General features: G+C 47.9%; 12 protein-coding genes. 3 read left to right on the top strand and 9 right to left on the bottom strand.

Annotated features, from left to right (window positions below):
• Positions 1-6 precede the first annotated feature (6 nt).
• Positions 7-900 carry a mechanosensitive ion channel family protein gene (locus F6Q11_RS01290; RefSeq protein WP_297025917.1) on the bottom strand — a complete coding sequence of 298 codons (894 nt, stop codon included), beginning with the start codon at positions 898-900 and terminating at the stop codon, positions 7-9.
• 448 nt (positions 901-1,348) lie between these two features.
• Between F6Q11_RS01290 and F6Q11_RS01285 the strand changes: the two genes are divergently transcribed.
• From F6Q11_RS01285 to ychF, 3 genes are all read left to right on the top strand, one after another.
• A complete protein-coding gene (locus F6Q11_RS01285) occupies positions 1,349-3,739 on the top strand; it encodes a DNA-directed DNA polymerase (RefSeq protein WP_297025916.1) in 2,391 nt (796 codons plus the stop codon).
• Between the two features lie 293 nt (positions 3,740-4,032).
• Entirely contained in the window at positions 4,033-5,649 is a 1,617-nt protein-coding gene (locus tag F6Q11_RS01280; protein ID WP_297025915.1) for a radical SAM protein, read from the top strand.
• Between the two features lie 59 nt (positions 5,650-5,708).
• Positions 5,709-6,857: a YchF-related putative GTPase gene (gene ychF, locus F6Q11_RS01275; protein WP_297025914.1), complete on the top strand. Its 1,149-nt coding sequence runs from the start codon at positions 5,709-5,711 to the stop codon at positions 6,855-6,857.
• 38 nt (positions 6,858-6,895) lie between these two features.
• Here the strand turns inward: ychF and F6Q11_RS01270 are convergent, their stop codons facing one another.
• The 8 genes from F6Q11_RS01270 to gdh form a co-directional block, all read right to left on the bottom strand.
• Positions 6,896-8,113, bottom strand: coding sequence for a type II/IV secretion system ATPase subunit (locus F6Q11_RS01270; protein ID WP_297025913.1), 1,218 nt, complete (start codon positions 8,111-8,113; stop codon positions 6,896-6,898).
• On the bottom strand, positions 8,110-8,850 hold the full coding sequence (locus F6Q11_RS01265) for a type II secretion system F family protein (protein WP_297025912.1): 741 nt from the start codon (positions 8,848-8,850) through the stop codon (positions 8,110-8,112). The genes F6Q11_RS01270 and F6Q11_RS01265 overlap by 4 nt, the downstream gene beginning before the upstream one ends.
• Entirely contained in the window at positions 8,847-9,689 is an 843-nt protein-coding gene (locus tag F6Q11_RS01260) for a type II secretion system F family protein (protein WP_297025911.1), read from the bottom strand. Before F6Q11_RS01260 ends, F6Q11_RS01265 begins: the two co-directional genes overlap by 4 nt.
• Positions 9,690-9,693: 4 nt before the next feature.
• Complete coding sequence (locus F6Q11_RS01255) at positions 9,694-10,944, bottom strand: type II/IV secretion system ATPase subunit (protein WP_297025910.1); 1,251 nt, start codon at positions 10,942-10,944, stop codon at positions 9,694-9,696.
• 68 nt (positions 10,945-11,012) lie between these two features.
• Positions 11,013-12,311 carry a sodium:proton antiporter gene (locus F6Q11_RS01250; RefSeq protein WP_297025909.1) on the bottom strand — a complete coding sequence of 433 codons (1,299 nt, stop codon included), beginning with the start codon at positions 12,309-12,311 and terminating at the stop codon, positions 11,013-11,015.
• A 6-nt stretch (positions 12,312-12,317) separates the two neighbouring features.
• Positions 12,318-13,031 (bottom strand): NAD+ synthase, encoded by a 714-nt coding sequence (locus F6Q11_RS01245; RefSeq protein ID WP_297025908.1) that lies wholly within the window; start codon positions 13,029-13,031, stop codon positions 12,318-12,320.
• A gap of 205 nt (positions 13,032-13,236) precedes the next feature.
• Positions 13,237-14,079, bottom strand: a complete 843-nt coding sequence (locus F6Q11_RS01240; RefSeq protein WP_297025907.1) for a bifunctional 5,10-methylenetetrahydrofolate dehydrogenase/5,10-methenyltetrahydrofolate cyclohydrolase — start codon at positions 14,077-14,079, stop codon at positions 13,237-13,239.
• Positions 14,070-15,155 carry a glucose/galactose 1-dehydrogenase gene (gene gdh / locus F6Q11_RS01235; protein ID WP_297025906.1) on the bottom strand — a complete coding sequence of 362 codons (1,086 nt, stop codon included), beginning with the start codon at positions 15,153-15,155 and terminating at the stop codon, positions 14,070-14,072. The genes F6Q11_RS01240 and gdh overlap by 10 nt, the downstream gene beginning before the upstream one ends.
• Positions 15,156-15,611 lie beyond the last annotated feature (456 nt).

The raw sequence follows: 15,611 nt of genomic DNA, 5'->3' as shown, positions 1-15,611 counted from the left end.
TATTCTTTAATGGGCCTTCATCGGTTCCACGATCGCCATGGCCTTCCGGATTATCGAGCTCCTGATGGGATCAGCATCCTCACCGGGAAAATCTCCTCTTATGAGCATGATGTATGTGTTTAGGGTGCTCTCATCTATGAATATGGCAAGATTCTTTGCGTTGTGCTCTGACAGTATATCTTCTCTGAGCTTCTGCGCAACGCTATCGAACGGTACCGATTTTGGTACCTCGTATCTGGCCTGAACTGTCACCATGCCCTTTCTTATCGTGATCGCTGCCTGAACCATTATGCCGTTCGGTATCCTGACGGTATCGCCTGATTCAAGCCCAAGCGTCGTGTAGTTCATCGAGATGTCGAGAATGACACCCCTGTACATCGATGCCTCCATAAAGTCCCTGGAGAAGTACTTTGGAGGATAGGATGGTAGGGAAGCTCCGTACTGCCATGTGTTTATTATCACTTGATCGCCAACGTTGAAAGGCCTGACAACCGATATGAAAAGCCCGCCGAACACATTTGAAAGGACGGTCTGTGCGGCAAGGCCTATGACCACGCTTACAAAGGCGGAACCAAGTATAACCGAGGAAACATCTATGCCTAGCGCAGCGAGTACTGCCAGCGCTATTATAAAATAACCAACCAGGCTTATTATAAATGTCACATATTTGAGATGTCTGTATTCCTTGTGAGTGGCAAAGAATCGCTCGAAGTACTTCACAGTGACCTTCACTATCGCATATATGATCACACCTATGACAATTGCGTAGAGGACATGGGAAAACTTCAGGGGCACTATGTGGAAGAGGCTTATGGCGTATAATAGTGCCAGCAAGGCCACCATTATTGTACCTAGAATTATAACGTATACGGCAATAGATCTCACTCTTCCTCTGCCCACGTTTTCGCATTGTTCCATCTCTTAAAAAAGTTATGGGTTTGGGAGGAAGCTGTAAAGCTTTCATTCGGACTTGAGATACACTGACTTCTCCCTTTGGAAATTTAAAAATATCATTCATACGTTCGTTGATCAAATTATAGAGCTGGTGCACAATCGATGCCCGTGGATATATTTCGCCTTTAGACCATAACCACGTGCAGGCGGACCATTCACGTTAAATGAAGATCCAGAGCTTCAGCTGAGGAGCAGCACAAAATACTTTGGGGAAAAAGATTCGCAGGTACATATGGCTGCACATTGGATTGTTTCATCCACACCCGTGGTGCAGAAGGCATTAACTGAAGTGCATCCTCCTGAGTTAACCTCCTTTACCCATCAGGATTTCGTTTCCAGATCTGGAATCCTGTCCCCATCATATCTATAAATATGTAACGCATGGTGTGTTCGTATGGAGATAGAGATCAGGATCGTCTCTGCGTCTTACAGGCAGAGCGATGTGGCTGTTGAACTCTTCGGTAGAACCAGGGATGGGTATTCTGTAACGGCACTATACTTCGGTTTCAGGCCTTACTTTGATGTTGTGGATCCGGATGAGGCATATCTAAGGGCCATTCAGAATGATCCTGAATTCGTCAAGATGGAGGATAAGAAGCTCTGGATAAGGGGGAAATTCGAGAATGTCAAGAGGATATACATAAGATCCCCGTGGAAGGTTCCGGATTACAGAGGGAGATGTCCATTCGAGGTTCTTGCTGCGGACATACCGTTCCACCACAGGTTCATATACGATTTTGACCTTGGATCATGTGTCAGGATAACTGGGGAGGATATATCAGACAGAGAGACGTCTTTCACTACTGATATGGTCATACGCGTGGATAAGATCGAGAACGTGAGTGATTTCAATCCCAACCTGAAGGTTCTTAGTTTTGATGTTGAGAACGAGATCAACAGGGAGAACATAGAGGATTACGGAAAGATACTGGTGATAGGCTATTCGATAAGCTTTCAGGGTAAAACCGTCACTGGTTCGATCTCCGGAGACGAACAAAACATACTTCATGGTTTCGTGGATCTCATAAGGGCAGAGGACCCGGACGTCATAACTGGCTACAACATAGATGGCTATGATATACCTGTTATAAAGAAGAGGATGGACAGATACGGAATAAAGATGGAGATAGGGAGAGACGGTTCGATCCCAAGAAGGATAATGAACCAGTTCTGGCGTGTACATGGACGCCTTATAAGCGATACGTGGTGGAGCGTAAAGAGGATACTCCATCCGAAGCATGAATCCCTGGATTACGTTGCAAACATGCTTCTGGGGGAAGGCAAGGATAACATAGACCGCCTGAAGATAGAGGAGGAATGGAAGAACAGGCGCGATGAGGTTATAGCATACTGCATAAAGGATGCAGACCTGACCCTGCGTATCTTCGAGAAGATGATGGTGCTGAACAGGCTGATGTACATGTCGTCTGTGACGAAGCTACCTCTTGACGATGTGGCAAATGTAGGTACAAGCAATTACGTCGATTCCATACTCATCAGAGCGGCTGACAGGGAAAACATTGGAGTTCCAATGAACCAGCACGAGATCAAGACCGAGGAGATCCAGGGTGGATACGTGCACACCATAGGTGCTGGGCTTTACTCCAACGTTATAGTTCTGGATTTCAAGAGCATGTACCCATCCATGATCATAAAGTACAACGTCTGTTTCACGACCATAGATCCCAACGGCGATATCGAATCACCAACCGGGGTACGCTTCCTCTCGCCGGAGAAGAGGAAGGGCCTCATTCCAAGGATACTCCAGGACCTCATGGCCGATAGGGATGATGTGAAGCGGAAGATGAAGGCAGCCAAGTCCCGTGAAGAGCGGGAATTCTATGATGGCATACAGAACGCAATAAAGGTCCTCATGAACACGTTCTACGGAGTTCTGGCCTCCTCCTTTTACAGATTCACCGACCACAAGATCGGAAGTGCCATAACAGCCTTTGCCAGAGAGACCATAAAAGGTATAATATCAACGCTTCAGGCTGCCGGAAACACCGTGATATATGGAGATACAGACAGCGTATTTGTTGCATCTGGCGGCAAATCTACGGAGGAAGCAATCAAGAGGGGCAAGGATCTCAGTGAGAGGCTCTCGAAGGAGCAGGGCCTAACTCTGGACTTCCAAATGGTTCTTGACCCGTTCTTTTCCCATGGAGCCAAAAAGAGGTATGCTGGAAGATGCGTTTATCCGGAAGACATGAAGGGCGAAATAATAATAAAGGGATACGAGGTCCGCAGGACAGATTCCTTCGACCTGCAGAGCCAGGCATTGTCGAAGGTCATAGACTTCATACTGAACAGGGATATAGATGGTGCGATAAGATACGCCGACGATCTCATACGGAAGGTCAGGTCAGGCGATCCATCCATCGACATTGAGAGCCTTGTCATATCCAGAACCGTTAAGGAATTCGACAGCTACAGGGCCAATCAGGAATCGCTTGCCAACATAAGGGCTGCGAAAAAGCTCATAGAGATGGGGGAGACATTCGTTCCTGGAATGAAGGTGTCATGGATAGTCACCAACGCCAAGCGCACACCGCAGGAGGTTGAACCGTACATATACGGCAGGGAGCTCAGCGCTAAACCGGACTGGGATTACTATGCGAGGAGGCTTTCTGAGACGCTTGGCAGAGTCATAGACGTGTTCCGTTCAGACCTCGGCCAGGAACATAAGACAGCAAGATTGGACAGCTTTGAACCATCGACGGATGAGAAAAAACCAAAGGAAAAGGAGACACCCAAGAACAGCACCCTTGACAGCTTCTTCTGATCAGCTATATATTGTAAATGTATTCGCTGACCTGAAGATTTAATGATCTCCATTCAGTTCATTTTAGACCCTTTGATCCCGATCTTTTGTTCATGATATTGGCATCTTCCATATTGCGAATAGTCTGCGGAAAATTGACATGTTTTTTGACAATACATTTAAATCATTGTTAAATATAACTATAAAAAATTTATAAGTAAACTTTAACCGGCATCTATTAGCATGAGTCAACTATATTTTCATTTGTTGAATAAAATTAGCAAGGTTTAAATATTTTGATGTATTGTTAACTTATGTCCTGGGAAGTAGTATTGACATCTGATAGGGGTACGTTCACAGATTACAATGGATCATCACCACTGGGATATGTTGCGTGTCTTCCTGCAAGGCTAGTACCACGCTTCTTCATGGATCGCTTCTTCACACCGCCCATAAAGGCATACGAAAGCGGAGAAGCTGTTGTCGCACCGTATGGTCTAAGAAAGGTGGAGGCAATACTGGCATCGAAGGGCATCTCCGTTGTTGTATCTCCACCGGAGCATCTCGAGAAAACCGTTGATTCCGGTACAAAGGTCCTGGGCATAAACGTGCACGACCCCTACGCGCTCAGCCCTGTTTCGACAAAGTTAACCATGATATTTGGCGGTGGAGACAGCTGGACTGCAAAGTTCTTCAGGGAGCTGGGTGAAAAGGTAAGAAAGCTCAGGACAAGGTATGGGTTTAAGGTCATTGTGGGCGGCCCTGGGGCCTGGCAGGTTGCAATGGATATGCCTGACTGGGTTGACGCGGTGCTGGACGGGGAAGCGGAGATAGATTTTCCTGAGCTTGTCAGGAAGATTGAGAAAAACGAGCAGATACCGAAGGTCACGTACGGCCGCATGCCAAAGGTGGAGGAGATCCCGACAATAATAAAGCCATCGAGGTTCGGGGAGGTCCAGATAACCCGTGGGTGCCCCAGGGGATGCCAGTTCTGCTCCATAACGCCTGAAACCTTCAGATCCATACCCATAGAGGACATAGTGAAGGAGGTGCAGCTCAACATAGACCATGGCATAAGAAGCATAGAACTGCTCACGGACGACATAATGCTCTACGGGTCAAAGAAGCTCCAGGTGAATCATGAGGCTCTTGTCAATCTGTTTACCACTGTAAAGAGGATGGGTGCCACACACATATACTTTCCGCACATCTCGGCACCCGGGGCTAAGTCAAGTCCGAAGACCGTGGAGGCAATAGCGGAGATAGCTGAATACGATAAATATACCGCAGAGGCACCAGTTGTCGGTCTTGAAAGCGGAAGCGAGCGCATAATATCCAAGTACATGAGAGGAAAGCCGTTCCCATGGACCCCGCATGACTGGGGCGATGTCATAGTGGACGCTACGGGTATCATGGTGGACAACCATATACATCCGTGCTACACGATGACCATAGGATACCCTGATGAGACGGACGAAGACATAGAGGAGAGCATAAAGCTTGTTGAACGCATGATCGACCTGGATCTAAAGGCGTGGATATTCCCGCTTCCGGTAATACCGATGACGGCAAGTAGGCTCAAGGGCAACGAATTCCCATGGATAGATACGATACCGAAGAAGTACTGGGACATACTGTACATCTCATGGAAACATTCCATAAGGGTGACGAAGGAACTGTTCCCCTACCTGACCAGCGAGATGAGGAATCCAATAGTACAGTGGGTTGTGAGAAACATGAACGAGCGCGTATTCTCCGGCATTGAAGGCATATTCAAGGAGCTTGGCGAGACAAAGGGCAAGGCAACGGAAAAGTTCGCAAAGGTTGAATTCGACAACTTTGCCGGATTTGCCAAGACGATGTACTATCTGGCAGCTCTTGGTTTCAAGAGCAGGTCGGAAAGAAAAACAGCGTTTCCGGCCACGAACTGAACACCTTTTTATATATACTTCTGAAAAACCTTTATTTTTAAAGAAGGAATCAGCCTGATATGTCGGTGAAGATCGGCCTCGTCGGTGAACCAAATGTCGGAAAATCAACGTTTTTCTCAGCGGCCACGCAGAATGAGGCCGAGATCGGGGATTTTCCATTCACCACAGTCAAACCGAACCTAGGCATGACATTCTTCACGGTGAAGTGTCCGGATACCGAGATAGGGGCCCACTGCAATCCAAGGGAGGGTTACTGCGAGAACGGCATAAGGTACGTGCCCGTGCAGGTCATAGACGTCCCTGGCCTAATAGAGGGCGCCAGCGAGGGCAGGGGAATGGGCAACGAATTCCTTGACGCAGTCAGGGATGTTGATGCCATAGTGCTCATAGTGGACGTTTCCTCCGGATCTGTGGATGAGATAAGGAAGAGCATAGAACTCGTAACAAATGAGATCAAGAAGTGGTTTGCTGACAGGATCTATTCAGACTGGGATCACTTCAGCAGGCGCAGCGAGGCGGCAGGCGAAAGGCGCGAGGTTGCACTCAGGAGAAAGCTTGCCCTGTTTGGAATATCCGAGAAGAAGATAGCTGAGATACTGGAAACCGAATTCTTTCCTGCAAGGCTGAGCATATGGACCATAGACGATGCCTACAACCTTGCGTCCTCAATACTGAAGCACGCAAAGCCCATCGTTTATGCTGGAAACAAGGGCGACAGGATCGATGCGGGCGCAATCGAGAGGATAACAGGATCCATACCAGATATACACATAGTTTCTGCAGAATACGAACTGGCCGTGAAGAGGGCCCGCAACGCAGGTCTGATAGATTCTGTACTTACCGGATTCAACGTGATCGGTGGGAATCAGAAGCAGAGGGAAGCCTTGGCCATGATCGACAGGTGGTTCAGGACGCCGCATGTTATAAGGATCCATGATCTGATAGAGAAGGTCGTAAAGGAAATACTCCACTATATCGTTGTATACCCAGTATACGATGAGAATAAGTGGACAGATAAGGCCGGTAACATTCTTCCTGACGCATACGTTATGATTCAGGGCTCAACAGCGCTCGATCTGGCATTCAAAGTGCATACTGATATCGGTGAGGGGTTCATAAGGGCTATAAACGGCAGGACGAAGATGATACTTGGCAGGGATTACGTTCTGAAGGATTCAGACGTCATAAAGATCGTGTCGAGGAAGTGACCCATCAACACTGCAGGGTTCTCTCCCTTTGCAGTCGGTCAGTCTGCCTTGAATTCTGATAGGGAGATCAAGAAATCGGTGGATCCGATCCTTGCGTCAAGGCCGGCAAGAAAGTCCCGCTTCTTCCTGATACTCTCTTCGACGTGGGCCTCAGGCATGCTTCTCAGACCGGCGATCTTTTTCACAGCATAGCTAACTCCAGATTCCTCGTAGCCCCCGTTGCTGTACTCATATACGTTGTTGATCAGGATCCCATCCTCCATGCGTACCTCTGAAACCTTGCCCACATGCCTCCTGAGGTCGTTTTTCATCTCCACAATGATGTCCACGTTCATCAGGCTTGAATCCGGTATGGAGTTAGGTGGCGACCTGAGCCTTCTTATAAGGCTAGCCGGACCTCCAGAATGCACGGTCGTTATCCCCTTCCTCCCAGAAGCAAGATAGTTGAAGAATGCACCGATATCACTACCCCTGATCTCACCAGCGATGAGGTATTCGGGGTTCCTGTAGGATATCACATCCAGAAGGTCTTGCATGGACAGCCCATTGACATTGGGCTTGGGCTGCATTAGCAGTATATTTTTCCCTTCCAGGTAGAGTTCATGGGTGTCTTCAACCAGCACAACGTTGATAAGCGGATCTATGAACATCGCAATGGCATTGAGGAAAGTCGTTTTCCCGCTTGCCGTGGAACCAGTTATGAGTATGTTCAGCCTTGCCTGTATGGCTTCCCACAGGTATGCCATAATCTCCGGGGAGACCGTGCCGTTTCCGATCAGGTTTGCTGGATTGAACGGATTCGATCTTAGCTTCCTTATGGAAATGGTTGGCTTGGAAACATCGTGGTGAACGAGGTTTATTCTTAAGTTTCCCTGCGATATATCCACGATCGGGTTATATACAGACAGCGTCTTTCCCGATCTCTGTGCAAGGTGCCTGGCAAACCTTCCCGCCTCGTATTCTGTGAAGAAGATATCAGTACGCACGCTTCCAAGCGTCCTGTGGTAAATATACACGTAGTTCTCAGGTAAAATCGTTATGTCCTCTATATCTGGATCATCAACAAGCGGCTGTATCTTTCCCATCCTGTTGACATAATCGTCAACAAATCTCTCTATCTGCGACTTTGTGATGGCATCTATACCGTTCTGCACCGCAAATTCATCCAACGTGATCTCATGCGCAGTGCCGAGATATCTAAGCGCCAGTATGACCGCATCGTCAGGATATTTATTCTTTACCTCATATATGCTCATAGAGACCCCGCCGCAACGAGAAGAAGACCAGTAACGAGACTGAGAATTCCGGCGTAAAACGTACCAGACACGAAGCTGTCGTACCTGACAAGCCCTAGATAGAAACCGGTGACATATGACTGTGCCATCATGACGATCGAGGATAGCAGCACCATGCCGTGTCCGTTTGCGCGAAGAAAGTAGAAATCCACGATGACCATGACGAGAACGAATATCAGGAATGAACCTATGACGAGGCCAACATAATTCTCAGAGGTCTGCATTACGTTCTTCTGCCTTGTCGACCTCTCGTTCATGTACGTTGAAAGGAACTGCAGCGTCTCTCCAGCTCTTCCCGTGTTGTCAGCATTCTTGAGCACCGCAGAGACCAGAGCCAGATCGGGCGAGGAGTTTCTCTCCAGGTACTGCGATACCTCCTCTATGGTGTTCCCATTTCTCATCATGGTCAGCGCCTTATCCACCTCCTCCCTTATGGGACCCAGATCCTCATTCTTTATCATTCGGAGAACCGAATAGAGCGAAAGGCCATAGCTGGAATAGCCTGAAATATCCCTTACGAGGGATGGTACCTGCATGTTCTTGGCCTCAGCCTCTCTTGCAGCCTCAGTGTATCCGGTTCCTATGAAGATCAGAGCTGCTGATATGAGGAATATCGCTATTAGTACGAAGTTCTTTATTACACCCCCTATTATGAGGCCTATCATCGCTATCAGTGCCGAGTACATCCACCTGTTCATACATCCCTCCTTATCCTGTCTGTGAAATAACCCATGACGGCTGCAGCCGAGAACAGTATCACCATCGATAGGGCAAAGAAGAGAACTGAGCTGTTCTTTATGGATATAATTGATCCCGTGAGGTATAGGAGTATAGGAAACGCGATGACAACGGCAACATAGCTCTCAGCAGCCAGGCCGAGCGAATCAAGAGATAGCTTCGACCTGTTCTCCTGGATCCTCCTATAGTAATCCAGTCTGTCCCTGAGGAAGGCGGTAAGATCGGAATTAAGAATTATTGAGAGCCTTATGCCGGCCACAAACCTGGAAAAATCGGGAGAAGCGCTGACCTTTTCGCTGCGTTCCAGAGCGCTGAGGAAGTCGTAGCCCATCGCATACATGAAAGAGTTCACCCTCTGCGATTCCTTGGCGAATTCCCCCAGCTCCTTTATACCTGACAGCTCGCTTATCATGGTGTCTGCCGGTACGCCTGAAAGCGAGAGTCCGTAGGCAACCGCGAGAGCGTCCGGCATTACATGCTCAACGCTTGACCTTATCGCCTTCACCTTCATCTCTGGCAGCGTAAATATATAGTAAATGGCTAGAGCGTAGACCAGGAACGATGCTGATGATACGATTATCCACAGCGGGTGATAGAATAGGTAGGCTATCAGAGCCACGAACACAACTAGTATTGCACCGGAGAACGCGTATTCGTATGCTGATATGAGATATGTCATAGCCCCGGCGTTCATCCTTGCCCTGACCATCAGATCCTCGTACCTCTTGACGGTAGATTTCGGTATGATCTTCGAGATGGCTCCATCCACCCTCGTTCTGATACCCGTGGACCCTTTCATTTCGTCAGCCACCTCCAGAAAATTCTTTAACCTTTCTTTCGAACATGATCCTGAAATCATCCTCTCCGACAACTCTCGCCATCCTGCGGAATATGCCGCTGTATCCACTGAATACGAGCTTCCTCTGCTTGTCGGCAGTAAAAGGGACGTTGTAAAGCACGTCGGATCCCTCTACCCTGTCGTACTCGTATATTTTCCTGACGTATTCACCGTTGTCAGATAATTGTATCACGATGTCGAAGAGGCCTGTCATATCCCTGGAGAGGCCAGATGAGGGATCAGAGAATAGCGATGAGAAATTCTCTATGCTGTCTATCTCCATGGCTGATATTGTCGGATGCCCTGTGGTTATGGCCTGCACCGCAGAGGGGAGTTCCTGCGCCGTTAAACCATTCACCACAACAAAGTCGGGTCTCTGTCGCAGCGCCGTGTTGATCAGATCCGTGCGGCCTATCTCGCTGCTGAAAACGGTTTTTTCCCTCGGCATCATGTAGACTATGTTCCTAGGCGCCTCCATTCTGCCGTTATCGCCTATGTAGGCTATCTTCTTCTCAGATCTGATCATGCCCATAAGATGGTATATTATAGCTATCTTCATGGGGCTGTCCGGCCCTATGATCATGATCGATCTCATGTTCTCCAGCGCGATTGCAAGGTATGCGGACACGATTGGATCCCTCATACTGGTCATGGCCTCTGGCTCAGCCGCGACACGTCTTCTCTCGAGATACACGGATGACCCCATTGGGGTAACATCATCGCCGAATGTAACAAGAGCGCGAAAGTTCTGGAACGTACCGTATGCTATCGGGCTTCCGCTTGATATCTTCTTTCCCATCATCTGGGAGATCCTTATCGCTATGGAGTCCAGATCCTCGCGCTTGAGCGTTATGTTCGTTTCATAATACCTGCCTCCGGCCTGAACTATAACGGGACGATCGTACCCGTTGGCTATTATCCTCTCGATGCCGTCATTTATATAAAGTGGATACACACTCCTGAGCCCGGAGAGATACCTGTTTATGTAGTAATCCAGCACGAATGGATCTCTTATCCTGTAGAGGTTCCTGTATCTGGCAGTTATCTCACGCAGCGTCCACTGGGAGATCTCGCCTGAAAATGAAGTTATCTCATTTATTACCATCCTTATCGCATCCCTAAGATTCTGATTTATATCCGGTTCGGTAACACGCATATAGCTGTTTGATTCGATATCATAATGGATACCCTCCTGGGTGCGATACTGGGACTGCACGGAATGAAATCCCATGATGCGGATTTTAAACTTTATGCGGTTGACAAGGTGTTTCGCATAAAGTCAGATCATTTTTCCGTAGTATTCCCGGAATCGGGCAGAAATATGTTGCGTATTATCGGCGTATATAAGGTCTGCAGCACTATGGAAAATAGCACCACAAAGAGGGCGGATACGCTTATAAGCGGCCCCCATGTCACCAGGATCGGGATGTTGTACTCTTTACCAACAACGTATGGCAGCGTCGAGAGGACGACGGGAACAACTCCCCTTGGCCCGACGAGGGAGATGAACGCTGCCACCTTGTAGTATCCCCCCATGTGCGGTTTTCTGGCGTCAGCTATAAGAAGACTTGGAAATACTGCGAGCGGCCTGACCAGGAACACAAGAAGAATGGTCAGAGCAACACCAAGTAGCACGTAAGATATTATTTCGGATAGCGTGAAGGATGATCCGATGAGTATGAATATTATGGCTGCGCTGAGGAATGAGAGGCTTTCCTGGAAATTCTGTTCCCTGGACCAGAATATGTTCTTGTCCGAGAAGTTTCCAACTATGGTTCCTGTGGCTATTATCGCTGGAAAGGGCGTTATTGATATGCTCTCAAACACAGTGAACTCGAATATGACCAGGCCAAGAAGCATGGCGGTGAGATAGTTCTCGAACTTTATCTTCCTGTCTAGGTATATAACGCTGAACCCTATGGCTATGCCGACGATGGAAGGCACCGCGACTTGTATCAAGAAATACACCAAAACTGAAGGATAGAATGAGATGACCCTTGTCATGGCTGAGAACAAAGAAACGTACGAGGAATTAGGGGCCATAAGGGCGATACCGATGGATACAAGTATTATGCCCACAGGATCGTTGAAGAGGCTCTCCCCCACAAGTATCTCTGATATATCCTCGCTGACCTTGACGCGTCTGAACAGCGGGATCAATGTCACGGGATCCGTAGGCGAAACTATGGCGCCGAAGAGAAAGCCCACTATTATGGGGGCGCCCGTAAGGACTGTGAAAACCAGACCTGCGACTACGGCAGTTATTATGACGCCCACAGTATCAAGGGATGCTATGCGGTAGAACTCGCTTCTGAGTACCTTCAGGTTCATGTTGTGGCTCTCACTGTAAAGTATTATGACAAGTCCCATCATACCAATGCCCACACCCGCAAAGGAAGAGAAGAGGTATACGGAGAAAGTGGGACTTATCAGGTGGAGCATGGGGCCTATGATTATCCCAAGGAAAACCAGTATCGGGATCTCAACAACGGACATCTTCCTGGATATGGGTAGAGCCATGGCTCCAAGAACCAGTATTAGGCTCACATCCAGATAGTATCCAAAGGGAAAGATGGCCGTCATCTGCAATCATTTTTTCAACGAGTATGGAAGCGTCCTCTTGTGGTCCGATCTGCTGTGCATCTCCATAATCTTCTTGTACTCAAGCTTATCCGTGAATGTTCCTCTGTCGAATATATCGGCGAGTATATCGTCCATCTGCGCATAGGTCATTCCGATCTCGCCCTCGTCAGTCTGCCCTTCCCATAGGCCGGCAGTGGGCTTCTTCGCGATGATGGATTCGGGTATGTCCAGGATCCTCGCAAGCTCGTAAATATCCCTCTTATACAGGTGCTCAATGGGCTCAACATCGCATCCGCCATCCCCATACTTTGTGAAATAGCCGAGGAGAAGTTCGGTCCTGTTTGTTGTTCCAACAACCATGCCGTTGTTTGTGTTGGCAAAATAGTACAGTACTATCATCCTCATTCTCGATTTTATGTTTCCTATTGCCGCCCGATCGCTCGCGGCAAGGGTGTTCACGAAGGAATCAACCATTGGATCTATCCTTACCTGCCTGTACGTGACGCCGAGCTTTTCCGTCAACTGCTTCACGTCATCGTAGTCGGCCTGAGGCGTGTTCCTGTCTGGCATAAACACCGCTATTATCTTCTCCTTCTCTATCGACCTTGTTAAAAGGGCAAGCGTGACTGAACTGTCAATTCCGCCACTGATGCCAATGACGGCATTTTTTCCACCGAGAACCTTTCTCAGGAAATTGGAAATTCTTTCAATTTCTTGCATATAATCAGGCATACGGATAAACGTATTACAAATTAATTATAAAACTTCGTTGTCATCTGCTGGAATTTCATTCGCCTGTACTAGAGAAACCCCACCGTTTCAGAAATGAGAATACCGTCCTGAGGCTATCGTTACTTCATTATATTAATCATTGATCTCCGTACTTTTCGCATACTCATTCTGATTTGCAGCCCATTCATCCGTTTCATACTCCCATATTCTTTTTCTGAAATTCAGCTGCTCTAACCACGTTTTCAAGTATGTTCGTTGCAGTTATTGGTCCAACTCCGCCTGGTACTGGTGTTATGGCCTCAACGTAGTTTGATATATCATTGAAATCAGTGTCCCCGACAACCTTATCGCTGACGTAATTTATGCCCACATCGATCACAACGGATCCGGGGGTGACCATGTCTCTCTTCAGGAAGCCAGGTCTGCCAACGGCAACGACAACGATCTTTGAGGATCTGGCCATGGATGCTATGTCCGGGGTCTTGCTGTGGCAGACAGATACAGTGTAGTTCCTGTTGAGGAGCATCATAGAAAGAGGCCTGCCGACCACCGGAGACCTGTTTATCACGGTCACCGTGTTCTCGTGGTATCCGTAATGGTCAAGTATATCGATCACAGCACGGGGTGTCGCAGGTACAAGAAATTCACGGTTAAGCGCGATGAGACCCTGATTGTAGGGTGAGAGCGCGTCCACATCTTTATAGTACGGTATATTTTTGACTATTTCGTAATAGTCGAAGCCCTTTGGAAGCGGGTTCTCTATCATGAGGCCGTTTATGTCAGGATCATCGGCTATCTCCTTTATCCTTTTGACGAGATCCTCCACCGATATATCCTCGTATTTCTCCAGGTCCACCTTTATGCCCACATTCTTCCCTCTCCTGATCTTTGCTCGTGCGTATATCGATGCAGCCTCATCGTTGCCTATCTGTATGAGCTTCAGAGAGGGCTGGAGATCCAGTTCCTGGATCCTTTCGCGCAGTACCTTCGCCTTTTCTTCAGCTATCTCCTCTCCGGTGAGCATCTTCACTGCCACTTTATCACCGTTTTTATCTCACCATGGGGCTTCTGGAAGAATATGTTTGTCTCAGTGGGCTTCGCTTCATATGTGATGAGGTCCTTCATGGCATCTGGGTGCCTCCTGTTCCAGTTGCTGAGGGACTGAAGAGCCTGTACATAGTGTATCTTTGCTGCGTCCACGGATCCGGCTATGGTTATGTTCCTCTCCACAATGTAATCTATATCCTCGCCATCAACGGGATATCCCGGTGCCTTGCCATTTGTGCCGAAGAGTATAACGACGCCATTGTTGTTGACCTTCCTTAGAAACTTGAACACTGTCGTGGGATCGCCGCTTGTATCCACGAGCAGGTCTATCTTTTCTGGCATGTCCTTCAGATAGTTGGCGAACTTGACTCCGAACTCGTCCATGATCTTCAGCTTGTTCTCAGTTTCGTCGTGCCTGTTGACCATTGTGACATCAAAGCCACGGTCGATACCTGCAAACGAATACAGGAAAGCCTCGCTTCCGCTTCCGATTATAACCATTCTCTTTCCGATGAGCGTGGAATCCTCCCCGAAGAATATGGATCTCTTTGAAACTACATCGAAGACCTCGAAGGCCTTCATAACATTCTTGAGTGGTTCGGTAAGGACGGCTGTCTTACCCAGATCGGGATCCTCAACCTTCACCAGGTACTCGATATCGTCGTATATGACATCGCGCATGAATCCGTGTAGGCCGGTTATACCGGCTTCATGTTTATCCGGATCGCCGATTGAGCAGTTGTCCTGCCTTCCTATCCTGCAGTTGACGCATTTGCCTGGCCTCCTGACGAGAGGCACGACAAGATCCCCCTTCTTTATGTAGTCATTATCCTTTACATCGTCCACTCGGAGAAGAGCTTCGTGGCCAAGCACGAGAAAATTCTGCCCTTCAGGGTTGTATGTAAAGGAAAGTGCACCGGCCACTTCACCGCGATCCGTACCGCATATGCCTATGTAAACAGGTGAGAGTTTTGCATCATAGTGTTCAGGTTCGGCAAGATCGATGCTGGTATATTTCACTCCTCCTCTGGGAGCATCCGTCACTATGGCTTTCTGTTCAGTCATAGATGCGGAAACGTGAGTTCCTATTAATTAATTTCTGATTAATTGCGCATTTCGAAGCATTGTACGGGAGTTTTCGGGACGTTTCCCTGCCATAGGGGACGCGTTAAATCCCGCTTCATTATTTACTGATCTTCTTGATCTGGAACATTGACCGGAAAAATATTCGTTGGATAGAGCCTGCAAGGCAAAACGATCCGGAATGCAGAAAGGAAAGAGATGATTTCTGCGTAATGTATGATAGATGGGGAAACTCCAGTAGAGAGCTAAAAAATTCTGAAGGATCAAAAGGATTTATTGCGATGTTCGCATAACCTTAGATGATGTCCAAGGATTCGTTTCAGGAAAGACAAGTACCAGGAGTATACCATATACCCTGGAAATTATCCATATCAGATAAAGATCCATATTGCCGCAATTCAAGATATGTCTCCAGGTGTGATTGCCAGAATATCGCAA

The organism is Thermoplasma sp., assembly GCF_008709555.1.
Taxonomy (GTDB): domain Archaea; phylum Thermoplasmatota; class Thermoplasmata; order Thermoplasmatales; family Thermoplasmataceae; genus Thermoplasma.
The sequence above is the reverse complement of the archived record's forward strand: the minus strand, read 5'-3'. Positions and strand labels throughout refer to the sequence as shown.